At 67.1% G+C, this 22,653-nt stretch carries 25 protein-coding genes; 14 read left to right on the top strand and 11 right to left on the bottom strand.

Annotated features, from left to right (window positions below; all coding sequences use genetic code 11):
- Positions 1-118 precede the first annotated feature (118 nt).
- Together AC5LXX_RS05180 and AC5LXX_RS05185 are read left to right on the top strand one after the other, a co-directional pair.
- A complete protein-coding gene (locus tag AC5LXX_RS05180; protein ID WP_124456069.1) occupies positions 119-607 on the top strand; it encodes an Lrp/AsnC ligand binding domain-containing protein in 489 nt (162 codons plus the stop codon).
- 90 nt (positions 608-697) lie between these two features.
- The gene (locus AC5LXX_RS05185; RefSeq protein WP_493410706.1) at positions 698-1,876 is read left to right on the top strand and encodes a PA0069 family radical SAM protein; all 1,179 of its coding nucleotides are present in this window, start codon (positions 698-700) and stop codon (positions 1,874-1,876) included.
- 60 nt (positions 1,877-1,936) lie between these two features.
- Here AC5LXX_RS05185 and AC5LXX_RS05190 read toward each other — a convergent pair whose 3' ends face one another.
- Complete coding sequence (locus AC5LXX_RS05190) at positions 1,937-2,404, bottom strand: NINE protein (protein WP_493410707.1); 468 nt, start codon at positions 2,402-2,404, stop codon at positions 1,937-1,939.
- Positions 2,405-2,513: 109 nt separating this feature from the next.
- Entirely contained in the window at positions 2,514-3,653 is a 1,140-nt protein-coding gene (locus tag AC5LXX_RS05195; protein ID WP_493410708.1) for a PQQ-dependent sugar dehydrogenase, read from the bottom strand.
- Positions 3,654-3,805: 152 nt separating this feature from the next.
- Between AC5LXX_RS05195 and rpsP the strand changes: the two genes are divergently transcribed.
- The 6 genes from rpsP to AC5LXX_RS05225 all read left to right on the top strand — a co-directional run bounded on the left by rpsP (position 3,806) and on the right by AC5LXX_RS05225 (position 7,935).
- A complete protein-coding gene (gene rpsP, locus AC5LXX_RS05200; protein WP_006476550.1) occupies positions 3,806-4,060 on the top strand; it encodes a 30S ribosomal protein S16 in 255 nt (84 codons plus the stop codon).
- Between the two features lie 42 nt (positions 4,061-4,102).
- On the top strand, positions 4,103-4,780 hold the full coding sequence (rimM, locus tag AC5LXX_RS05205; RefSeq protein ID WP_493402602.1) for a ribosome maturation factor RimM: 678 nt from the start codon (positions 4,103-4,105) through the stop codon (positions 4,778-4,780).
- 1 nt (position 4,781) lies between these two features.
- Positions 4,782-5,576, top strand: coding sequence for a tRNA (guanosine(37)-N1)-methyltransferase TrmD (trmD, locus tag AC5LXX_RS05210; protein ID WP_111939641.1), 795 nt, complete (start codon positions 4,782-4,784; stop codon positions 5,574-5,576).
- Positions 5,577-5,709: 133 nt separating this feature from the next.
- Positions 5,710-6,102: a 50S ribosomal protein L19 gene (rplS, locus tag AC5LXX_RS05215; protein WP_089450137.1), complete on the top strand. Its 393-nt coding sequence runs from the start codon at positions 5,710-5,712 to the stop codon at positions 6,100-6,102.
- Between the two features lie 87 nt (positions 6,103-6,189).
- Positions 6,190-6,876: a CoA pyrophosphatase gene (locus AC5LXX_RS05220; RefSeq protein WP_124456064.1), complete on the top strand. Its 687-nt coding sequence runs from the start codon at positions 6,190-6,192 to the stop codon at positions 6,874-6,876.
- A gap of 120 nt (positions 6,877-6,996) precedes the next feature.
- Positions 6,997-7,935 (top strand): CobD/CbiB family protein, encoded by a 939-nt coding sequence (locus AC5LXX_RS05225; protein ID WP_124456063.1) that lies wholly within the window; start codon positions 6,997-6,999, stop codon positions 7,933-7,935.
- A gap of 63 nt (positions 7,936-7,998) precedes the next feature.
- Here the strand turns inward: AC5LXX_RS05225 and AC5LXX_RS05230 are convergent, their stop codons facing one another.
- The 3 genes from AC5LXX_RS05230 to AC5LXX_RS05240 form a co-directional block, all read right to left on the bottom strand.
- Positions 7,999-8,316 carry a putative signal transducing protein gene (locus AC5LXX_RS05230; protein WP_124456062.1) on the bottom strand — a complete coding sequence of 106 codons (318 nt, stop codon included), beginning with the start codon at positions 8,314-8,316 and terminating at the stop codon, positions 7,999-8,001.
- Between the two features lie 63 nt (positions 8,317-8,379).
- Positions 8,380-9,321, bottom strand: coding sequence for a ribosome small subunit-dependent GTPase A (gene rsgA / locus AC5LXX_RS05235; protein ID WP_124456061.1), 942 nt, complete (start codon positions 9,319-9,321; stop codon positions 8,380-8,382).
- On the bottom strand, positions 9,318-10,577 hold the full coding sequence (locus AC5LXX_RS05240; protein ID WP_493410709.1) for a M48 family metallopeptidase: 1,260 nt from the start codon (positions 10,575-10,577) through the stop codon (positions 9,318-9,320). The genes rsgA and AC5LXX_RS05240 overlap by 4 nt, the downstream gene beginning before the upstream one ends.
- A gap of 117 nt (positions 10,578-10,694) precedes the next feature.
- Here AC5LXX_RS05240 and orn point away from each other — a divergent pair, with 117 nt between their 5' ends.
- Positions 10,695-11,315 (top strand): oligoribonuclease, encoded by a 621-nt coding sequence (gene orn / locus AC5LXX_RS05245; protein WP_049030222.1) that lies wholly within the window; start codon positions 10,695-10,697, stop codon positions 11,313-11,315.
- Positions 11,316-11,349: 34 nt separating this feature from the next.
- On the opposite strand, the gene mog is transcribed toward orn, so the two are convergent.
- Positions 11,350-11,958 (bottom strand): molybdopterin adenylyltransferase, encoded by a 609-nt coding sequence (gene mog / locus AC5LXX_RS05250; RefSeq protein WP_493410710.1) that lies wholly within the window; start codon positions 11,956-11,958, stop codon positions 11,350-11,352.
- Positions 11,942-12,544 carry a ribosome biogenesis factor YjgA gene (gene yjgA / locus AC5LXX_RS05255; RefSeq protein ID WP_493410711.1) on the bottom strand — a complete coding sequence of 201 codons (603 nt, stop codon included), beginning with the start codon at positions 12,542-12,544 and terminating at the stop codon, positions 11,942-11,944. The genes mog and yjgA overlap by 17 nt, the downstream gene beginning before the upstream one ends.
- Positions 12,545-12,671: 127 nt before the next feature.
- Here yjgA and pmbA point away from each other — a divergent pair, with 127 nt between their 5' ends.
- Positions 12,672-14,042, top strand: a complete 1,371-nt coding sequence (pmbA, locus tag AC5LXX_RS05260) for a metalloprotease PmbA (protein ID WP_493410712.1) — start codon at positions 12,672-12,674, stop codon at positions 14,040-14,042.
- 91 nt (positions 14,043-14,133) lie between these two features.
- Here the strand turns inward: pmbA and AC5LXX_RS05265 are convergent, their stop codons facing one another.
- On the bottom strand, positions 14,134-14,634 hold the full coding sequence (locus tag AC5LXX_RS05265; protein ID WP_493410713.1) for a dihydrofolate reductase: 501 nt from the start codon (positions 14,632-14,634) through the stop codon (positions 14,134-14,136).
- 261 nt (positions 14,635-14,895) lie between these two features.
- A complete protein-coding gene (locus AC5LXX_RS05270; protein ID WP_493410714.1) occupies positions 14,896-15,222 on the bottom strand; it encodes a hypothetical protein in 327 nt (108 codons plus the stop codon).
- A 497-nt stretch (positions 15,223-15,719) separates the two neighbouring features.
- Between AC5LXX_RS05270 and AC5LXX_RS05275 the strand changes: the two genes are divergently transcribed.
- Positions 15,720-17,117 (top strand): sigma-54 dependent transcriptional regulator, encoded by a 1,398-nt coding sequence (locus AC5LXX_RS05275; protein WP_493410715.1) that lies wholly within the window; start codon positions 15,720-15,722, stop codon positions 17,115-17,117.
- A 41-nt stretch (positions 17,118-17,158) separates the two neighbouring features.
- Positions 17,159-18,130: a thymidylate synthase gene (locus AC5LXX_RS05280; protein WP_493410716.1), complete on the top strand. Its 972-nt coding sequence runs from the start codon at positions 17,159-17,161 to the stop codon at positions 18,128-18,130.
- A gap of 89 nt (positions 18,131-18,219) precedes the next feature.
- Here the strand turns inward: AC5LXX_RS05280 and AC5LXX_RS05285 are convergent, their stop codons facing one another.
- Both AC5LXX_RS05285 and AC5LXX_RS05290 read right to left on the bottom strand, forming a co-directional pair.
- A complete protein-coding gene (locus tag AC5LXX_RS05285; RefSeq protein WP_493410717.1) occupies positions 18,220-20,814 on the bottom strand; it encodes a DUF6600 domain-containing protein in 2,595 nt (864 codons plus the stop codon).
- Between the two features lie 150 nt (positions 20,815-20,964).
- Positions 20,965-21,672, bottom strand: coding sequence for an ArsR/SmtB family transcription factor (locus AC5LXX_RS05290; protein ID WP_124456052.1), 708 nt, complete (start codon positions 21,670-21,672; stop codon positions 20,965-20,967).
- 186 nt (positions 21,673-21,858) lie between these two features.
- Here AC5LXX_RS05290 and AC5LXX_RS05295 point away from each other — a divergent pair, with 186 nt between their 5' ends.
- Together AC5LXX_RS05295 and AC5LXX_RS05300 are read left to right on the top strand one after the other, a co-directional pair.
- On the top strand, positions 21,859-22,002 hold the full coding sequence (locus tag AC5LXX_RS05295; RefSeq protein ID WP_185658257.1) for a hypothetical protein: 144 nt from the start codon (positions 21,859-21,861) through the stop codon (positions 22,000-22,002).
- Positions 22,003-22,133: 131 nt separating this feature from the next.
- Positions 22,134-22,646, top strand: a complete 513-nt coding sequence (locus AC5LXX_RS05300) for an acyl-CoA thioesterase (RefSeq protein ID WP_012328135.1) — start codon at positions 22,134-22,136, stop codon at positions 22,644-22,646.
- Positions 22,647-22,653: the final 7 nt, after the last annotated feature.

Consider the following 22,653-nt stretch of genomic DNA (forward strand, 5'->3'; position numbering starts at 1 on the left):
CGAGGCCGGGCGCATGTGCGGCTCCGTGTAACCTCTAGCTGATCTAGTTTTTTGCGCTATGGTATTGTCGAATGTGTAGGTTTTGTTATCGTATTTTTCAGGTTTTCAGCATAAACAAATGAGAACGCAACGTCAGCCCGTACGCTCGCTCGACAAGCTCGACCGGCGCATCCTGAAACTGCTCCAGGACGACGGCCGGATGGCGATGAAAGACCTCGCGGAACAGGTCGGACTGACCGTCACGCCGTGCATCGAGCGCGTGCGGCGCATGGAGCGCGACGGCGTGATCACCGGCTATCACGCGCGGGTCGACCCGCATCAGCTGGATGCCGCGCTGCTGGTATTCGTCGAGATCACGCTCGGCCACAAGGGCGGCAACATGTTCGAGCAGTTCCGGCGGGAAGTGATGAAGATCGACGAGGTGCTCGAATGCCATCTCGTGTCCGGCGATTTCGACTACCTGATCAAGGCGCGGATCGGCGAGATGGCCGACTACCGGAAGCTGCTCGGCGACATCCTGCTGCAGTTGCCGGGCGCCGTGCAGTCGAAGAGCTACGTCGTGATGGAAGAAATCAAGGAGACGCTGACGATCGCCGTCGGCGAGTGACGCGCAGGCGGCCCGTTGTCGGGCCCCTTATCCCGCCCTTGGCATGCTGCGCCCAATACTGTATAAATGTACAGTATTGGGCGCAGGCGAATGGGTGGGTACATGGACGATCGATCCGACAACGAATTTCCGGTAGCGCCGCCCGTGCCCCGCAAGGGGCGTGGGGCGGTCGACAATCTGCAGGGGCGGTATGAAATCGTGCAGCGCGAAGCGGTCGACGACGGCTGGACGCACGAGTCCGACGATGACGACTTTCCCGCACCGCTGCGCACGCAGGTGTTCGAAGAGCGCGCGAAGAGCATCCTGACGCATAACCAGTCACCCGATATTCCGTTCAGCGTATCGCTCAATCCGTATCGCGGCTGCGAGCACGGTTGCATCTACTGCTTCGCGCGGCCGACGCACAGCTATCTCGGCCTGTCGCCGGGGCTCGATTTCGAAAGCCGAATCTACGCGAAGGTCAACGCGGCCGAGCTGCTCGAGCGCGAGATTTCGCGCAAGCGCTACGTGCCGGAGCCGATCGCGCTCGGCGTCAATACCGACGCATACCAGCCGGTCGAGCGCGACCTGCGCATCACGCGCAGCGTGATCCAGGTGATGCACGATCGCGGGCTGCCGTTTGCGGCGATCACGAAATCGTCGCTGATCGAGCGCGATCTCGACCTGCTCGCACCGATGGCCGAGCGCGGGCAGGTGATGGCAGCGGTCACGATCACGACACTCGACGCCGATCTCTCGCGCACGCTCGAGCCGCGCGCGGCCACGCCGGCGCGGCGGTTGCGCACGATCCGCGCGCTGCGCGAGGCAGGCGTGCCGGTCGGCGTGAGCATTGCGCCGGTGATTCCGTTCGTGACCGAGCCCGACATGGAGCGCGTGCTCGAAGCGTGCGCGGAAGCCGGTGCGACGCATGCGAGCTACATCATCCTGCGGCTACCGTGGGAGGTCGCGCCGCTGTTCAAGAACTGGCTTGCCGCGCATTTTCCCGACCGTGCGGAGCGCGTGATGAATCGCGTGCGCGACATGCGCGGCGGCAAGGACTACGACTCGGATTTCTCGAAACGGATGAAGGGCGAGGGGATCTGGGCCGACCTGTTGCGGCAGCGCTTTCGCCAGGCCGTCAAGCGGCTCGGGCTGAACGAGCGCACGAACGGCATTCTCGATCTGTCGCGGTTTCGCGGCGCGCCGGCTACGATCGTGCCTGCACCGCGTGTTGCCGTGCGTGCGGCCGGCGCGAAGCCGCGCGACGACCTGCAGTTGAACCTGTTCTGACGCGCAGGGCCGCCGCGTGTCGGCACCGGGCGATGCGCGCCGGTGTCGCGTTCGTCGTGCTTACTGCGAAATCTGCTTCGCGGCCTCGACCTGCGATTCGAAATACGTCTGGAACGACAGCGCGAGTGCCGTCATCAGCAGGAACGCGCCGATCAGCAGCGAGAAGATCACCACGAAGATCACGGTCCAGCCCGATTGGCTGTGCTTGCCGGTGTCCGCGTTGAATTGCGCATCCCATTTCTCGTCGGGGCGCAGCCCATAGACGAGCGCGGCGAGGAACGCCGCCAGCAGCGAGATCGCGCCGGGTACCGCGAGCCACCATCCGAGGCCGGCAGTGCGCTGGGTTGCCGCGAGCAAAAGGAAGCCCGGGATGCCGACGAGCGTCGCGAGCAGGTGTGCCCAACCGTACACGTCGCGAAAGCCGTACAGATAGAAGCGGTGCGCGCCGAGCGATCCGAACAGGAACGCGAGGGCGGCAGTGAGCGTCTTGGAGCGGAAGCGGCGGGACGGTGCGGTGCTGCTGGACATGGATGGCGGCGTGTTGTCGTTGGCGTGGGCGGCCGGCGGGCCGGCGCGGGCGCGCGGCCCGGCACGCATTCTACGATGCCCGGTCGGGCCCGGTCACCCCTTGCATGCGTCAAGGCGCCGCATAGGTCACGCGGTAGATGGCGCCGGCGTAATCGTCGCTGACGAGCAGCGAGCCGTCCGGCAGCGGCAGCACGTCGGCCGGGCGTCCCCATACCGTGCCGTCGGGTCGCAGCCACCCCGTGACGAACGGCGTCTGGCGCGCCTGGCTGCCGTCCGCCGACACGACCACGCGCATGACGCGGTAGCCGACCCTCGTGCTGCGGTTCCACGAGCCGTGTTCGGCAATGAACACATTATTGCGATACGACGCCGGAAACATCGGTCCGGTATAGAAGCGCATGCCGAGCGCGGCAACGTGTGCACCGAGTTTCAAGACGGGCGGTACGTAGCGGCGGCACGCGTCGGCGCTGCCGAATTCGGGGTCGGGCGTATCGCCACCATGACAATAAGGAAAGCCGAAGTCGAGGCCGGCGCGCGGGGCGCGATTCAGCTTGTCGTCGGGAACGTCGTCGCCCATCATGTCGCGCCCGTTGTCGGTAAACCACAGCTCGCCCGAATCGGGATGCCATGCGAAGCCGACCGTATTGCGCACGCCGCGCGCCACCACCTCGCTTCCGCTGCCGTCCGTCTTCATGCGCGCGATGATCGCGTAGCGGTTGCGATCGGCGAGGCAGACATTGCACGGTGCGCCGGTCGGCACGTACAGCTTGCCGTCGGGGCCGAACGCGATGAATTTCCAGCCGTGATGGTGTTCGGTCGGCAGCGCGTCGGTCACGACGGCGGGGGCCGGCGGCTTGGCGAGCCGGTCGTCGACATGATCGACGCGCAGGATGCGCGAGACGGCGGATATATAGAGGGCGCCGTCGCGGTAGGCGACGCCGACGGGCATGTCGAGCCCGGATGCGATCACATGGCGTGCGCTGATCCGGCCCTCGTGCATCACGAACGCATGCACGCGGCCTTCCCGCGTACCGACATACAGGATGCCGCGCGGCGACCAGGCCATTTCGCGCGCGGTCGGTACCGCGTCGGTCAGGACTTCCACGTGGAAGCCGGGCGGTACGACGAGTTCGCTCACCGGCAACGATGCGGCAAACACCGGTGCGGACGCGAGGCAGGCAAGGCCGGCAAGCAGCGCCGTGAAACGGCGCCGCGCGCGGCGCGTCGAGGGGGCGCGAAAGGGCGGCATGACGGTGGGAAACGTCCTGGACGCGACGATTGTATGCCCGCCCGACAGGCCGCCCGCGGATTATTTGCGCGTAAGTGTTTGTTGTACCTCTGGTTTCCGGCTATAATCGCGTGTTTCAGTAGTTTCGAACCCGGTTTTCCGAAGGACATCATATGGTTATCATCCGTCTGGCTCGTGGCGGCTCGAAGAAGCGCCCGTTCTACAACATCGTCGCTACCGATTCGCGCAACCGTCGTGACGGCCGCTTCATCGAGCGCGTCGGCTTCTACAACCCGGTCGCCACGAAGGGCGAATCGCTGCGTATCGCTCAGGATCGCCTGACGTACTGGCAAGGTGTTGGCGCGCAACTGTCGCCGACCGTCCAGCGTCTCGTGAAGGAAGCGCAAAAGGCGCAACCGGCTGCCTGACATGGCACGGTGTGCCGGTCGTGCCGGCTGTGAGGTGCATTGATGGCGGGTCACGATTCCGGTAATGCAAGGCGCGGGCGTGCGTCATTCGGCGCATTCGTCCGCAAGCCGGTCGAGCGCGACGCTGTCGCGGGCGCCGGTGAGGCTGCCGAGCAAGGTGGTCTCGAAGCGACGCAAGCCTGGCCCGACGATGCAGTCGAGGTCGGGGCGGTAGTCGACGCCTACGGCCTGAAGGGCTGGGTCAAGGTGGCGACGCATGCCGACGCCGGTCGCGGCGGCGATGCGTTGCTCAACGCGCGTCGCTGGTGGCTGGAACGCGGTGCGGAGCGGCTTTCCGTCCGCATCATGCAGTCGAAGACGCACAGCGACACTGTCGTTGCGCAACCCGCGGGCGTCAGCGACCGCGATGCCGCGCTCGCGATGCGCGGCTTTCGCGTGTTCGTGCGCCGGGAAGATTTCCCGGCATTGGCCGCGGACGAATTCTATTGGGTCGACCTGATCGGTCTCGATGTCGTCAACGAGCAATCGGTGGCACTCGGGAAGGTGAGCGGGATGATCGACAACGGCGTGCATTCGATCATGCGTGTCGAGTATCCGGCGACCGGCAAAGACGGTCAGCCGACCACCGACGAGCGGTTGATCCCGTTTGTCGGCGTATACGTCAAAACGGTGGATCAGGCGGCGCGTCGTATCGTCGTCGACTGGGAAGCCGATTACTGAAATGAACCAGGTTACCGAGAGCGCGGTGCAGTTCGACGTCGTCACGCTCTTTCCCGAGATGTTCCGTGCACTGACCGACTGGGGAATCACCAGCCGGGCCGTCAAGCAGGGGCGCTTCGGGCTGCGCACCTGGAACCCGCGTGATTTCACGACGGACAACTACCGCACGGTCGATGATCGTCCGTACGGCGGCGGTCCGGGCATGGTGATGCTGGCGAAGCCGCTCGAAGCCGCCATTGACGCTGCGAAAGCGGCGCAGGCGGAGCAGGGCATCGCGAGCACGCGTGTCGTGATGATGTCGCCGCAGGGCGCACCGCTCACGCACGATCGTGCGGTGCGGATGGCGCAGGAGCCGGGCGTGGTCGTGCTGTGCGGCCGCTACGAAGCGATCGACCAGCGTCTGCTCGACCGGTGCGTCGACGAGGAAATCAGCCTCGGCGATTTCGTCCTGTCGGGCGGCGAACTGCCGGCGATGGCGATGATGGACGCGGTCGTGCGGTTGCTGCCCGGCGTGCTGAACGATTCGCTGTCGGCCGTGCAGGACAGCTTCGCCGACGGGCTGCTCGATTGTCCGCACTACACGCGTCCCGAGGAATACGACGGCATGCGCGTGCCGGACGTGCTGCTCGGCGGGCATCATGCCGAGATCGAGCGGTGGCGGCGCCAGGAAGCATTGAGGAATACGTTGCGGAAGCGGCCGGACCTGATCGTCCGGGCGCGCCGCGAGAAGTTGTTGAGCCGGGCCGACGAGGCGTGGCTTGCGAACCTCGCACGCGAAGCGAAGGACGCCTCCTGAGGCGGCTGCGCGGGCGGGAATTGGCGGTGCCGTACATGCGTGTGCGGCGCCTGATGTGAATCCATCCTCTATCGGGGCCAGGCCTGGAAGCAGGCGGGTACCAACGCCGACACGATGGCATAAGGAGTCAGTAATGAATCTGATCGCAAAACTTGAGCAGGAAGAGATCGAGCGCGCGCTCGCCGGCAAGACGATCCCCGATTTCGCCCCGGGCGACACGGTGATCGTGAACGTGAACGTGGTTGAAGGTAACCGCAAGCGCGTTCAGGCTTACGAAGGCGTCGTGATCGCGATTCGCAGCCGTGGTCTGAACTCGAACTTCATCGTTCGCAAGATCTCGTCGGGCGAAGGCGTCGAGCGTACGTTCCAGACGTACTCGCCGCTGCTGGCAAGCATCGTCGTGAAGCGTCGCGGCGATGTGCGTCGTGCGAAGCTGTACTACCTGCGCGAGCGTTCGGGCAAGTCGGCTCGTATCAAGGAAAAGCTGGTGTCGAAGGATCGCGCCGCAGCAGCTTCCCAAGAGTAAGAGCTGTAAGGAAAAAGCACCCACCCGGGTGCTTTTTTCATTCTGGCGCGACAATATGCTCGATACGACACGAACTCGAGAGCCCCATTGAATCGCCGCCCCATCATCGATCCCGAAGTCCTGCCGGTCGAAGGCACCGGTGCCGGCCTGCCTGTCATCGATCCCCGGCTGATGACGCCGTCCGGCTTGCGCGAACGTTTCGCGCGCACGCTCGAATGGAGCGTCGAGCCCGGCGAGGCGAGGCTGCAGGAAGGCGTCGATCCGCGTAGTGCGGCCGTCCTCATGCCGCTCGTCGTCCGCGAGGCGGGCCTGACTGTCCTGCTGACCCTGCGCGCCGATCACCTGAACGACCACGCCGGGCAGATCAGCTTTCCCGGCGGTCGTCGCGAGGCGTTCGATCGCGATGCAACGGCCACTGCGTTGCGCGAGGCGAAGGAAGAGATCGGGCTGGCCGACGAACGCGTCGAGATCCTCGGTGCGCTGCCCGACTACCTGACCGGCACGGGCTTCTGCGTGACGCCGGTGGTCGGCCTCGTGCATCCGCCGTTCACCGTGCAGGCCGATACGTTCGAAGTCGCCGAGATTTTCGAAGTGCCGCTCGCGTTCCTGATGAATCCCGCGAACCATCAGGTCCGTGTGTTCCGCTGGGAAGGCGGCGAGCGTCGTTTTTTTGCGATGCCTTATCCGAATGGCGAACCGGGCGGGCATTACTTCATCTGGGGCGCAACTGCCGCCATGTTTCGCAATCTCTACCGCTTCTTGGCCGCCGGCTAGGCGCACGCACCGGCCGGCGCGCGCGGCCGGCCGGCGGGCGACCGCGCCGGCAGCCATGCGGGGCTTACGCTGTGCTATCGTTATGCAAAAAATGACATAACTCCGAAGACGGCGCCACGCATGACTTTCTTTTCGGTTCTCCTCGCCCTCATCATCGAGCAGGTCCGCGCGTTATCACCGAGCAATCCGGTGTTTGCGCTGTTCCAGTTTCATGCGGAAACCGTTGCGCATGGGCTCGACGCCGGCAAGCAGAAGCACGGCATCCTCGCATGGCTCGCGGTCGTGCTGCCGTGGGTGCTGATCGTCGCGCTGATCTATTTCCTGCTGTACAAGGTGAGCTTCGTGCTCGCGTTCCTGTGGAACGTCGCCGTCGTGTATTTCACGCTCGGCTTCCGCCAGTTCAGCCATTACTTCACCGATATCCACCTCGCGCTCAACAACGACGACGTGCCGCGTGCGCGCGAAATCCTCCACGAGTGGACGGGCATCGACACGGTCGACATGCCGGTCGGCGAAATCGTCCGCCATACGCTGATTCACGCGGTTGTCGCATCGCATCGCCACGTGTTCGGCGTGTTCTTCTGGTATGTGCTGCCGATCGGTCCGGCCGGCGCCGTGCTGTACAGGATTTCCGAATACCTCGCACGCAGCTGGTCGACGCCGGGCGACGATCGCACGGCCGCGTTCTCGACGTTCGCGCAGCGCGCGTTCTTCGTGATCGACTGGATTCCCGCGCGACTGACCGCGCTCGGTTTCGCGATCGTCGGCAATTTCGAGGATGCGATCTACGCGTGGCGCAATCACACGCGCCAGTGGCCCGACCCGAACGATGGCGTGCTGCTCGCAGCCGGCAGCGGGGCGCTCGGTGCACGTCTCGCTGGGCCGCTCGCGGAGCCGTCGAGCCTCGATGCGCTGGCGGTCGGCGACAGCGGTCCGTTGACGGTCGGTGATGACTGCACGCCGCGTACGCTGCAATCGGCAGTCGGCCTCGTCTGGCGCGCGGTGATCCTGTGGATGATCCTGCTGCTGATGCTGACGCTCGCCGTCTGGGTGTCGTAACGACGCAGTGCAGGATTCGATGAAAGAACAGGCCGGCTCGATGCCGGCTTGTTTGCTGTGAGGTCAGTCGTCGCGCGGGTCGCGGACGGCGCCGCATTGCCAGCACGCGGTGAATTGCGCTTCGAGCGCTTCGCCGCACTGCCGGCAGCGCCACGGCGCGGCGCCGGCCGACGGGCCGTGCGACGCGGCGTCGAGGAGCTTGCGGGCGAGTGCGTCGTCGCGTTCGTCGTCGAGCCACAGCTCGGGCGTGCACGCATCGGCCGGCAGGCCGCCGAGCGCGCCCGTCGCGTAGCAGTTGTGCAGCTCGCAACCGACGCCGGCCACCTGAAGCACGTTGGCCCAATGCTGCGCGGTCGCGAGATCGGGTGCCTTGAAGCGCATTGCGGCTCCTGTCGGTGAAGGCCGGCCTGCAGCATGCCGGCCGGCGCCGCGCGCGTGTCGCGCTCAGCGGACGATCTGGCTCGCCTCGTGCACGAGCTGCGCGTACAGCGCATGCCGCGTCGGCGCGATGCGACCGTCGGCGACAGCCTCGAGAATCGCGCAGCCAGGCTCGTGCAGATGATGACAATTATAGAAACGGCAGTCCGCGAGCAGCGGCCGGAACTCCGGAAATGCGCGCTCGAGGCGGCCTTCGGTCAGGTGGTAGAGGCCGAATTCCTGGAAGCCCGGCGAGTCGATCAGTGCGCCGCCGCCTTCCAGCGGGTAGAGGCGCGTGAATGTCGTCGTGTGGCGGCCGCTGTTGAGCGCGGCCGAAATCTCGCGCGTGGCGGCTTCGGCGTCGGGCACGAGCAGGTTCACGAGCGTCGACTTGCCCATCCCGGACTGGCCGAGCAGGATCGTCGAGTGCCCGGCGAGATGCGGCATCAGTTGCGCGCGCGCGTCGTCCGGCGAACCCTTCACCGACAGCTCGAGCACGTCGTAGCCGAGCGCGCGGTACGGCGCGAGGCGTTCGCGCGCGACCGGCAGCGCGGCCTCGACGTCGATCTTGTTCAGCACGACCAGCGGCTTCAGCTCGTTCGCCTCGGCGGCGATCAGCGCGCGGCCGAGCAGGTCCTCGCTGAAATAGGGCTCGGTCGCGAGCACGATCAGCAACTGGTCGAGGTTGGCCGCGAACAGCTTCGACTTGAACTGGTCGGAGCGGTACAGCAGGTTGCGCCGTTCGCCGATCTCGACGATCACGCCCTGGTCGGCCGACGCGAGTTCGTACACGACGCGGTCGCCGACCGCGATGTCGCTCTTCTTGCCGCGCGGGAAGCACTGCAGCATCGGGCCGCCGTCGTCGGGCGCGACGATGTAGTGGCGCCCGTGCGCCGCGATCACGCGGCCTTCGACCCGTTGCGCATTCGACGCGCGCGGGGCCGGCTTGCGGGAAGTCGGGCGGCTCATGCGTGTTGCAGCAGGCGGTCGATCCGCTGCGACGCAGGCGGATGCGAGTAGTAGAAGGCCGTGTAGACAGGGTCGGGCGTCAGCGTCGACGCGTTGTCCTCGTAGAGCTTCACGAGCGCGCTGACGAGATCCTGCGCGTCGGTCTGGCTGGCCGCGAACGCGTCGGCCTCGAATTCGTGCTTGCGCGACGTGAGGCTGCTGAACGGCGTCGCGAAGAACAGGAACACCGGAATCGCGAGGAAGAACAGCACGAGCGCGGCGCCCGCGTTGCTGGTGTCGAGCGACGGTATGACGCCGAGCCCGGTGTAGAACCACGTGCGCTGTGCGAGCCAGCCGAGCAGCGCGAGCAGCACGAGGCTCAGCACGAACGACACGAGCATCCGCTTCATCACGTGGCGGCGCTTGAAATGGCCGAGCTCGTGCGCGAGCACGGCCTCGATTTCCTGGCCGGACAGGCGCGCGAGCAGCGTGTCGAAGAACACGATCCGCTTCGATGCGCCGAAGCCCGTGAAGTACGCGTTGCCGTGCGCGGAGCGGCGGCTGCCGTCCATCACGAACAGCCCCTTCGCCGCGAAGCCGCAGCGCTTCATCAGCGACTCGATGCGCGAGCGCAGCGCGTCGTCCTTCAGCGGCTCGAACTTGTTGAAGATCGGTGCGATGAAGGTCGGGTAGATCAGCAGGACGAGCATCTGGAACGCGACCCAGACGATCCAGGTCCACAGCCACCACAGGCTGCCGGCCTGGTTCATCAGCCACAGCACGACGAACAGCAGCGGCAGGCCGAGCGCGGCGCCGAGCAGCGCGTTTTTCAGCATATCGGTGAAGAACAGCCGCTTCGTCATCCGGTTGAAGCCGAAGCGCTGCTCGATCCCGAACTGGCGGTAGTACTCGAACGGGACGTCGATCACGCTGGTGATCACGAGCACCGAGGCGACGAGCGCGACCTGTTGCCCGTAGCCGCGGCCGAGCCAGCCGGTCAGCAGCGTGTCGAGCGCGCCGACGCCGCCGAGCAGCGTCAGGCCGACCAGCACGGCCGCACTGACGACGATCTCGAGCATCGTCAGCCGGGTGCGCTCGACCGTATAGTCGGCCGCGCGCTGGTGGGCGGTCAGCGGAATGGTCGCGCTGAACTGCGCGGGCACGCCGTTACGGTGCGCCGCGACGAAGCGGATCTGCCGCGACGCGAGCCACAGCTTGGTGACGACCATCGCGAGTACGGCGATCGCGAACAGCAGGGTGAACGAAAAGGGTGACATCGAAGGCGCCAAAGGGTTCTATGCGAGAATTATATGTTCTTGCGGACCGGCCCCGCTGATGCGATGCCGGCCGCCCGGGCGGCATCGCGCGCCGCCCGCCATTTTCCAGGATGACTCATGACCGATACCGCCGCTTCCGCCAGCCAGCCCGCGCTCGTGCGCAACGAGTTGAACCTCGTCTGGCTCGACATGGAGATGACGGGCCTCGACCCGGATAACGACCGCATCATCGAGATCGCGGTCGTCGTGACCAATTCCACGCTCGACATCGCGGTCGAAGGCCCCGTGTTCGCGATCCACCAGAGCGACGAAACGCTCGCGAAGATGGACGACTGGAACAAGTCGACCCACGGCCGCTCGGGCCTGATCGACCGCGTGCGTGCGTCGACCGTGACCGAGGCGGAAGCCGCCGCGCAGCTGCAGGCGTTTCTCGCGCAGTACGTGTCGCCCGGCAAGTCGCCGATGTGCGGCAACTCGATCTGCCAGGACCGCCGCTTCATGGCGCGCTGGATGCCGGAATTCGAGCGGTTCTTCCACTACCGCAATCTCGACGTCAGCACGCTCAAGGAGCTGTGCCGCCGCTGGCAGCCCGCGATCTACAAGGGTTTCCAGAAGCGCGCGATGCACACGGCGCTCGCGGACATCCACGAGTCGATCGACGAGCTGAAGTATTACCGCGAGCATTTCCTGATTCCGGCCGCGTCTGCGCCGGCGGGCGAGTCCGCGCCGGCCGCCTGAGCGGGCCGGCACGCGTTCGGCGCCCGGCAAGCGCTCAGCGCCGCGCGCTTTTCGGCCGGAACGCCGCGACCACCGCGGCGTCGGTTTCGATGTACGGGCCGCCGATCAGGTCGATGCAATAGGGCACCGCGGCGAAGATGCCGGGGACGGTCGACTTGCCGTCGGCATCGCGCAGCCCTTCGAGGGTTTCCCGGATCGACTTCGGCTGGCCGGGCAGGTTGACGATCAGCGCCGCGTGGTCGGCCGTCTCGCGGATCACCGCGACCTGCCGCGACAGGATCGCGGTCGGTACGAAATTCAGGCTGATCTGCCGCATCTGCTCGCCGAATCCGGGCATTTCCTTCGTCGCCACGGCCAGCGTGGCCTCGGGCGTCACGTCGCGGCGCGCGGGGCCCGTGCCGCCGGTCGTCAGCACGAGATCGCACCCGGCGACGTCGACGAGCTCGGCGAGCGTGGCGGAAATCGTCGGCGCATCGTCCTGGATCAGGCGCGTTTCGGCGCGCCACGGCGAAACCAGCGCGCCGGCAAGCCATTCCTGCAGCGCCGGAATGCCCTTGTCTTCGTAGACGCCCGTGCTCGCGCGGTCGCTGATCGACACGAGGCCGACGACCAGCTCGTCCGGGTGGTTACGCTTCGTCGTCATGGTCGTCTTCGGTGCCGTCCGGCGCGTCTTCACCCGCATCGGGCGTGCCGCTCGCGGTCTTGATCCACTGGAACAGCTCGCGGAAATAGCGCGGCGGCTTGCCTTGCTGCGCTTCCTTGCGTGCGTTGCGGATCAGCGTGCGGCCTTCCTGGATGTCGGCGTCCGGGTGCTGGCGCAGGAATTCGGTCAGCGCGTCGTCGCTGGCGAGCAGCTGGTCGCGCGTACGCTCGATCCAGTGCAGGCGGGCCGTCGCGGCCTTGTTCACGCCGCGTTGTGCGTCGAGGGCGGTGCGCAGCGCGGCCGTTTCGTCGTCGGTCAGCGAGCGCATGACGCGGCCGACGTACTGGAGCTGGCGGCGTTTGCCTTCGTGATCGGTGATCCGGCGTGCCTCACGGACGGCGTCCGCCAGGCTTTCGGGCATCGGCATGCGCTTGAGGGCGTCTTTCGGCAGATCGACGAGCGCCTGGCCGAGCACCTGCAACTCGTGCATCTCGCGCTTCAACTGGGATTTGCTGGGACGATCGTAGCCATTGTCGTCGTCTTCGACGGCATGCTCGATCGGCTGGATTCGGGTTTTGCGTGTCATGGGCGGCATTGTATCGCGGCGCGGACACCCCAAGCTTGTCTGTGTCCGGCCTCGGACCTTGCTATGATCGCGGGATACGCAACATTTTGACCATGCGGGCGCCCGCCCGCCACCGGATACCAAGACGATGGCAGCCAATCTCGACGTACAAGCGCGCTATTTCCCGCACACGCAGGACCAGCTCAAAGAAATCGCGTCGGACATCCTTCGCCATGCGAAGGCGCTCGGCGCGTCGGACGCCGCGACCGAAATCTCCGAAGGCGACGGCCTGTCGGTGTCGGTGCGCCGCGGCGAAGTCGAAACGATCGAGCACAACCGCGACAAGATGGTCGGCGTGACCGTGTTCATCGGCAAGAAGCGCGGCAACGCGAGCACGTCCGATTTCTCGCCGGCCGCGATCAAGGACACCGTCGCCGCCGCGTACAACATCGCGCGCTTCACGGCCGAGGATGAAGCAGCCGGCCTCGCCGAGGCCGAACTGCTCGAAACCGACCCGCGCGACCTCGATCTGTACCACCCGTGGGCGCTGACGGCCGACGAGGCCGTCGAGCTGGCCCGCCGCGCGGAAGATGCCGCCTTCGCGGTCAGCCCGCAGATCCGCAATTCGGAAGGCGCGAGCGTGTCGGCGCAGCATTCGCAGTTCGTGCTCGCGACGTCGCGCGGCTTCCTGTCCGGCTACCCGTACTCGCGCCACTACATCGCCTGCGCGCCGATCGCGGGCAGCGGCCGTCACATGCAGCGCGACGACTGGTATTCGTCGAAGCGCAGCGCGATCGATCTCGCGGCGCCCGAAGCGGTCGGCCGTTACGCGGCCGAACGCGCACTCGCGCGGATGGGCGCACGCCGTCTCGACACCCGCAAGGTGCCCGTGCTGTTCGAGGCACCACTCGCGGCCGGCCTGCTCGGCGCATTCGTGCAGGCCGTGAGCGGCGGCGCGCTGTACCGCAAGACGTCGTTTCTCGTCGACAGCCTCGGCAAGCCGGTGTTCGCTCCGCACATCCAGGTCGTCGAGGATCCGCACGTGCCGCGCGCGATGGGCAGCGCGCCGTTCGACGAGGAAGGCGTGCGCACGCGCGCACGCAGCGTCGTGAAGGACGGTGTCGTCGAAGGCTACTTCCTGTCGACCTATTCGGCACGCAAGCTCGGCACGCAAACCACCGGTAACGCGGGCGGTTCGCACAACCTCGCGCTGCGCAGCTCGAACACGCAGGCGGGCGACGACTTCGAAGCCATGCTGAAGAAGCTCGGCACGGGCCTGCTGCTGACCGAGCTGATGGGGCAGGGCGTGAACTACGTGACGGGAGACTATTCGCGCGGCGCGGCGGGTTTCTGGGTGGAGAACGGCGTGATCCAGTATCCGGTCGAGGAAATCACGGTCGCGAGCACGCTGCAGGAAATGTTCCGGCACATCGTCGCGATCGGTGCCGATTCGCTCGTGCGCGGCACGAAGGAAACGGGCTCGGTGCTGATCGAGCAGATGACGATCGCAGGGCAGTAAGCGATGCGCGGCGTTGGCCGCCGTCCAGCGAAAAAGCCCGACCGGCGTGAGCCGGTCGGGCTTTTTTCATCGTGCGTGACGGCGAAACGCGTCAGCCGCGCTTGCGTTCGTAGACGACGAATGCATAGCCGAACGTGTTCGGCTCGGCAGCCTGGTGCGCTTCACGCGATACCTCCTGCCAGTGTGCGGCGTCGGGTGCGGGGAACGACGCATCGCCGTCGAAGTCGGCATCGATCTCGGTGACGACCAGCTTGTCGGCGAGCGTGAGCCCTTCCGCATAGAGTTGCGCGCCGCCGATCAGGAATGCCTCGGGCACGCCGTCGTGCGCGGCGAGCGCCAGCGCATCGGCGAGCGACGTGACCGTGTCGCAGCCGTCGAAGCGGCGCGTTGCGTCGCGCGTGACGACGATGTTGCGGCGGCCCGGCAGCGGCCGGCCGATCGATTCGTGGGTCTTGCGGCCCATCACGATCGGCGCACCCATCGTCGTGCGCTTGAAGAACGCGAGATCCTCGGGAAGTTTCCAGGGCAACTGGTTGTCGCGGCCGATGATGCCGTTGCGGGCACGCGCGACGATCAGGGTCAACGTCGTCATGAAGGTCGGGAAAGAGGAAAGCCGGAATGGCGCCGATTCTACCGGAACGGCGGCGCGCATCGGCTTTCACCTGCTGCGTGCCGCGACGCCTGACGTATTGCGTCGCGGCGACGGACCGAATTAAAAGCGTGCCCGCCGGGGGACGGAGCACAAAACCTGTTCGTGTCGCGGGAGCGGCGATGCCGGCGCGGAGCGGTGCCGTCCGGCCTGCCCGAACCGCCGAATCAATGTGGAATCCTGATTGAGCGGACCGGTGTGCGCTCACTGACGCGTATTGCCTTGTGCGTTGCCTTGCATCGCGTGCTGCGCGTCGCCGGGTTGCGGTACCGGAAGCGGTATCGGCAGTTGGGGCGATGGCGGGATCTCGTCCCACAGCGTGACGGTCGCCTTGCCGGTCGGCAGCGGTCGCGGTGCCGACACGGTCACGATGCCTAAGCCGTTGCCGTGCTGCAGGCCCGGCGCGTCTTCGGCCAGCAGCGTGGAGCGATCCGGTATCGCGATTTCATCCGCGCGGGCCGGCGCAGGCGGGCCGGCGGCCGAGAGCGCAAGCGCCATCGGCACGAAGGAAAGTGAAAGGCGTTTGTGCATGATGGCTGTCTCCGATCGTTCGCGTATTCAGCGAAATACATGCCATCGTGTCGTGACCATTGTCGCCACTGCGATTCGCGCTCAGGCGTTGCGAATTGTGGCCGAAACAGCGTGAAAATGTTTCAGGCCTGAAACGAGGGGGCTCGGGAATACTGCGGATTCAATCGATACGCTTCAAGGATGAAAATCGGGTCGTGTGTTGATGAACGAACACTTCGCTGCGCTATGTGCAGATGATTGACTTGCATCGACCTCCTGAGCGATTCGGCCGGATCGCATCGGCGCTGAAACGGGTTTGTCGTATTCGGTGCCTATAACCAAGCTGTCTTGACCAAAACATAACTGGACGCGAGATAAGCGCCATCATGCGAGGCTTTGTCGTCGCCGCGCATCGGCATGGCGAATCGAGCCACCTCTGGCTGACCCGATTCGATCCTTTTCGCACGAGACCTGACGTGCACGGCAATCGTTAGACGGTTGATGAACGGGGTGAGGATATGGGAGCCGATCAGCGGCACGTGATCTACTATTCGCGCGAACCGAACGACGCGTTGCGCGGCCATTTCGACGAATGCGGCTGGCGCGTCGATCTCGCGGAGACCGTACGTGACGTACGGCGTGTCGTGCAGCACGGTGTGGCGAGCGCCGGCCTGCTCGACTTCTCGCCGGGCTTCAAGCCCTCGGACCTGCGTGAACTCGAATCCTGCCTGAGCATCCAGCACATCGGCTGGATCGCCGCGACGCGTCGCGGCCAGTTGCAGGATGCCACGCTGCGCCATCTCATTCGCGACTATTGCTTCGACTATGTGACGATGCCGTACGAAACGTCGCGGATCGTCGAGACCGTCGGCCACGCGCACGGCATGGTCGCGCTGACCGATCCCGTTGCGCCGCCCGTCGGCGCCGGGCGCAGCGAAGGCGAGATGGTCGGCACCTGCGATGCGATGCTCGGGCTCTTCAGGACGATCCGCCGCGTCGCGGCGACCGATGCGCCGGTGTTCATCTCCGGCGAGTCGGGCACCGGCAAGGAACTGACGGCCGTCGCGATCCACGAGCGTTCGTCGCGCGCGCAGGCGCCGTTCATCGCGATCAATTGCGGCGCGATTCCATCGACGCTGCTGCAGGCCGAACTGTTCGGCTATGAGCGCGGCGCGTTCACCGGCGCGAACCAGCGCAAGGTCGGCCGCGTCGAGGCCGCCAACGGCGGCACGTTGTTCCTCGACGAAATCGGCGATCTGCCGCTCGAAAGCCAGGCAAGCCTGCTGCGTTTCCTGCAGGAAGGCAAGATCGAACGGCTCGGCGCGCATGTGTCGGTACCCGTCGATGTGCGCGTGATTTGCGCGACGCACGTGGACATGGAAGCCGCGTTGCGGGAAGGGCGGTTCCGCGAGGACCTGTTCCATCGCCTGTGCGTGCTGAAGATCGAGGAGCCGCCGCTGCGCGCGCGCGGCAAGGACATCGAGGTGCTCGCGCGCCACATGCTCGAGCGTTTCAAGGGCGATGCGCATCGCCGCCTGCGCGGCTTCTCTCTCGACGCGGTCGCGTCGCTGTACGGCTATTCGTGGCCGGGCAACGTGCGCGAGCTGATCAATCGCGTGCGCCGTGCGATCGTGATGTCGGAGGGCCGGATGATCACCGCGGCCGATCTCGAGCTGAACGACTTCGCGACGCTCGCGCCCGTGTCGCTGCTGGAGGCGCGGGAGGCGGCCGAGCGGCAGGCGATCGAGCAGGCGCTGCTGCGCCACCGCGGCCGTTTCGCGGATGCCGCGCGCGAGCTCGGCGTGTCGCGCGTGACGCTCTACCGGCTGATGTGCGCGCACGGGATGCGCGATCGCGGCGACACGCTGGCAGGGTTTTCGCCGCCGTTGGCGGAGCTTCCTCGCCACGCTTGCTAAAATCGGCGGGTACGGCCGCCCTCGCGGCCGAAGGAACCCGCATGAAACAGTATCTCGATCTCGTTCGTACCATTCTCGATACCGGCACCTGGCAGGAAAACCGCACGGGGATCCGAACCATCAGCATGCCGGGCGCGATGCTCCGCTTCGACCTGCAGCAAGGCTTTCCGGCCGTGACGACCAAGAAGCTCGCGTTCAAGTCGGCGATCGGCGAACTGGTCGGCTTCCTGCGCGCGTCGCGCAGCGCGGCCGATTTCCGCGCGCTCGGCTGCAAGGTGTGGGATGCGAACGCGAACGAGAACGCGCAGTGGCTCGCGAACCCGTATCGCCAGGGCGTCGACGATCTCGGCGACGTGTACGGCGTGCAATGGCGCCAGTGGCCGGGCTACAAGGTGCTCGACGCGGGCGCCGACGCGCAGATCGCCGATGCGACGCGCCGCGGCTTCCGGATCGTCACGCGGTTCGACGAAGACGGTGCGCCGAAGGTGCTGCTGTACAAGGCGATCGACCAGCTGCGCCAGTGCCTGGATACGATCATGGAGAACCCGGCCGACCGCCGCATCCTGTTTCACGCGTGGAATCCGGCCGTGCTCGACCAGATCGCGCTGCCCGCATGCCACCTGCTGTACCAGTTCCTGCCGAACGCGACGAAGCGCGAGCTCTCGCTGTGCCTGTACATCCGCAGCAACGACGTCGGCCTCGGCACGCCGTTCAACCTGACGGAAGGGGCCGCGCTGCTGTCGCTCGTCGGCCGGCTGACGGGCTACACGCCGCGCTGGTTCACGTATTTCATCGGCGACGCGCACATCTACGAGAACCAGCTCGACATGCTGCAGCGGCAGCTCACGCGCGAGCCGTACGAAAGCCCGCGGCTCGAGATTGCCGAGCGTGTGCCCGAGTACGCGAAGACGGGCGTTTATGCGCCGGAATGGCTCGAGCAGATCGAACCGTCCGATTTCTCGCTGGTCGGTTATCGCCACCATGAGCCGCTGACCGCGCCGATGGCGGTCTGAGCGCGCGCGGTTTCGTCGAGCCGCGCCCCGCAGGAAAAAGCCCGACCGGCTGAAACCGGTCGGGCTTTTTTGTTTCACGTTTGCGGCACTTACTGGCGATGCCGTTCTTCGTGACCGCCTTGCGGCGGCGGGCTGCTCTGGCGCGGCGCCTCGACGTGCGGTGCCGGTTGCGGCCGCGGTTCCATGTGCGGAGCGGGCATCGGCGGGCGCGGTTCCATACGGGGCGCCGGCTGCGGCCGCGGCTCCATGCGAGGCGCGGGTTGGGGGCGCGGCTCCATGCGCGGCGCTTGCGGCTGCGGGCGCGGCATGTCGTGCACGACAGGCGCCGGCGGACGGTACTCGTTCACGCGCGGCGGTGCGACTTCGCGGTGCGGCGCCGGTTGCGCGAAGTCGGGGCGCGGTTGCGGTGCCGGGGCGGCCCGCTCCGGTTGCGGCTGCGCGTGCTGGGCCGGCGTCTGGAAATCGGGGTGCGGACGCGGCTGCGAAATCTGCGCCGTGTTGTCGATCCTCGGTTGCGGCAGCGCTCGCGGTGCTTCGTTCCGGCTGCCGGGCTGCATGCCCTGCGGCGTCGGCACGCCCTCCGGATGCGGCACCGCTGCGCTGCGTACGGGCGGCAGCGCGTTCTGTCCTGCCGCGTGAAGGGCGCTCGGCGGTGCTTGGCGCTGACGTTCCATCGGCGTGTGCGGCTGCATCCACGCGGGTGACGGCGTCTCGGCGGCGTGCGCGTTGCCGAGTCCCGGCGGCGGGTTGCTCGCGACCGGCGGATGCGGGACGCCGTTGCCGGCCCCGAAAGCCTGATGCGGCGTCGTGTTGCCGGGCGCCTGCGGCATGCCGCCGTTGGCGAAGTGCGGTGCACCGGGGTTTTCGCCGTTCGCCGGCCGTCCGGGATTCGGCACGCCCTGCACCGGTACGCCCGGCCGTCCGGCCTGTACGGCAGGTGCCTGGCCTTCACGCGGCGCGTGCGACGGCTGCACGACGGGGCCGTGCGGATTCACGAGCTGCACGTTGCGCATTGCCCACGCGCCACCGCCCGGGTTACCGGGCACGCGGATCGGGCGGGGCCTGTAATCGGCCGGCACGCTCGTCTTCACGACCGGTGCGCCGGCGCCCGGCACGCGACCGCCTTGCTGCGCGAGATGCGCGGCGGCCTGGTCACGATAGGCAGCCGGCACTGCAGGGTTGCGCGTCGCGACGTACGGATGCTGCGCGATCGCCGCCGGCGGACGGTAGCTGGCATTGCGCAGCCCGCCGGTAAAGCTCTGGCGTACCGGCGCGATGCCGGGTGTCCCCGGCGTGACGTGCGCATTGCGCCATTGCTGCGGATCGACGCGTTGCGAGAAGTGCGCGACCGGCTGGCCGTGCACGAACGCGGAAGCCGGCACGGCCGTGATCGCGTGCGGCGCATGGAAGTTCAAGTACGTCTTGTTGATGTTGGTGATATTGGTGATGTTCGTCACGTTCACGGTCTTGTTCACGTTCACGTTGACGTTGTTCACCACGACGTTGCGGTTCACGCGGTCGTAGTAGTGCGGGCTCCAGCCGCCCCAGCCGGGGTGCCACGGTTCGCCGGGGCCGAGCGCGAACCACGCGCAGCCGGCCGCGGCGACGCCGCCGACCGTGAGCGCGACACTCCAGTCCGGGCCGCCGCCGCCGCCGCCTACGAACGCGACGAGTGCCGGCGCATAGACCGGCGGCTGGCTGACGACCATCGGGCCGGGCACCCATGCCCAGCTGTCGTCCACGTACGCCCAGCGGCCGTAGTGATACGGCGCGAAGCCCCACGGTGCGTCATCGACCCACGTCCAGCCCCACGGTGCCTGCCAGATCCAGTGGCCGTCGTGATACGGCGCCCAGTCGGCCGGCGTGTCGTTCGGTACCCAGACCGAGCCGTAATTCGGCGTTTCGCGCCACGTACCGTTCGCGTCGAGATCCTGGTAGCCGGGAATGTCGCGCGACACATAGCGGGCCGACACCGAGCGCTCTTCGGCCGCGTCGCGGCTGGCGGCCCACTGGTCGAGCGGGTCGGGGCCCGGCGCCGCCGATTGCTGCGCGACCTGCAGGTCGGTGCCCGTGAACACGACCTGCTGCCCGGGCGACAGCGGGTACTGTCCATTGCTGCCGTAGACGGTGGCGCTGCCGCTGCGCATGGTGACCGTCGTGCTCGCACCGTTCGGCGCGACATCGACGCGATAGTCGCCGGGGCCCGTGATGCTGAGCGCGAGGTTCGGCGTGTCGATTTCGTACGATCCGCCGCGCGGGAGATCGCGCACGTGTGTGGATACGGTGCCGAGGCCGACCTTCAGCTGGGTCGTCGTGTCGTCGAGATTCAGTACCGACAGGCTCGTCGAATCGCCGAGCCGCACCGCGGTCGACCCGATGTGCAGTTCCGAGCGGGCGCCGGCATCGTTCCAGAGCTGGTCGCCGGTCGTCAGCGGCCTGTTCACGGCCGCGTACGACCACGTGTCGGTGCCCGCCGGTTCGGTCGTCACGGCGCCCGACAGGTAGTTGAGCCGCGCGACGCGGCCGGGTGGATCGCCGCCGGGTTGCCGTGCGGCCGCCGCGTACGGCGGCGCAGCGGCCGATTGCGCGAATGCGGGCGGCAGGGCCGCAAGCGCGGCGAACGCGAGCAGCGTGTAGCGGGCGGTTCGCTTGAGCGTGAACAGGGTGGCCATGGTGAGCGTCATCGTCGTTATCGCGGCGCGTCGATTCGTGCCGATGAATTCACAATATCTGCTTGGCCTGTTTCAATGCCCTATGTTTTGTAAGTCGGATGGCCTGCGATGTAACAAAACCTGTCCATCGCACGTTGTTGTCGTGCAGACGCAATACAGGCGTCAAGCGGACGTAAGCCACCCGTCGAAAACCTGCTGGCCGGGCACGGTGACGCGCAGCACGCGCGGTCGTGCGGAACGTTCGATCCAGCCGTGTTCGCAGAAGCTCTCGAGCAGCGCCGCACCGAGCGCGCCGCCGAGATGCGAGCGCCGCTCGCTCCAGTCGAGGCAGCCGCATGCGAAGCGGCGCCGGCGCGTGCGCTGCTGCGCGACGTCGATGCCCCATTGCGCGAGCGCTTGCGTGCCGAGCTCGGTGGTGTCGATCGCGTTGCCGTCCGCGTACAGCCAGCCGCGCGCGGTCAGGCCGTCGAAGATGCGTACGGCGAGTTCGCCGGCCATGTGGTCGTAGCAGGTGCGCGCGTAGCGCAGTTCGGCCGGGACCGTGCGCGACGGCGGCGGAACCGGGCGGTGCGGGGCCGCCGCGCGGGCGACGTTCGCGAGCGCCTCGAGCGACGCCGCGATGTCGGCCGACGCGATGCGGTAGTAGCGGTGCCGCCCGCGCACGTCGAGCGCGAGCAGGCCGCCTTCGGTCAGCCGCGCGAGGTGCGCGCTTGCAGCGGACGGCGACAGCCCCGCGATCAGCGTCAGTTCGCCGGCCGGGCGTGCGCTGCCATCCATCAGCACCCACAGCATCGCGGCACGCCCGGGGTCGGCGATCAGCGCGCCGATGCGGCTCAGGCCCGGAAAGTGGTGGTCGTCTTGATCGGTCATCATCGTCTCTGGTCAGGCGGGATGAGTTGCAGTGTAGTGCGTGCGGGCATTCGATGTTTCGCTTCCGGATGAAATGTCGGATGCAGCGGCGCCGTCCCGGCGGCGGGCGCGGCTGCGGCCCGTTGCAGCGCGCGCGTAGAATGGCCGGACGCGGCGGCAGCGGGCCGCCGCATGCGACTCGACGCAATGATGAAGACGATTTTCTGTGTGTTGGCCGCCGCGCTCGTCTGCGCGGCCTGTGCGCAGGGCGGCGCGGGCGCCGCCGGCGGGCAGGGCGGCAGTATCGAGATGTACGGGACGATCGACCAGGGCATCACGGTGCGCCGCTGACCGGAACCGATCGGCGCGCGTGTCGGGCATGGCCGCCACAGCCGCGCCACACGGGGCTTGCCGCGACGCGTTGCCGCAGTGCAACGTATAATGGCCCGATTACAGCGCCCCCGCCGCCTGGAGCCAGAACGATGTCCCAACCGTCCCCCGTGCCGGCCGCCCTCGACCGCACCGAAACCGTATTCCGCTTCCTCGCCGAGCCTTCGTCCGTGAACTTCGGCGGCAAGGTGCATGGCGGCGCGCTGATGAAGTGGATCGACGAGGTCGCGTATGCGTGCGCGGCCGTCTGGTCGAGCCGCTATTGCGTGACGGTCAGCGTCGGCAACATCCGTTTCCAGCGTCCGATCCTGGTCGGCAACCTGGTCGAGCTGAAGGCGCGCGTCGTGGCGACGGGCCGTACCAGCATGCACATCCATGTGTCCGTGCACGCCGGCGATCCGAAGGGCGGCGTGCTGCGGCAGACGACCGATTGCCTCGTCGTGTTCGTCGCGGTCGACGAGAACGGCAACCCGGTGCCGGTGCCGCCGTTCGTACCCGAGACCGACGAGCAGAAGGTGCTCGCGAAATATGCGGCCGACGTGCGGGCCGCGCTCGACAAGATCGTCGAGATGAAACCGGAAGAAGTCGCGAAGGGCGCGGTCTGACCGCGAC

It is taken from the genome of Burkholderia torrens (assembly GCF_984668525.1).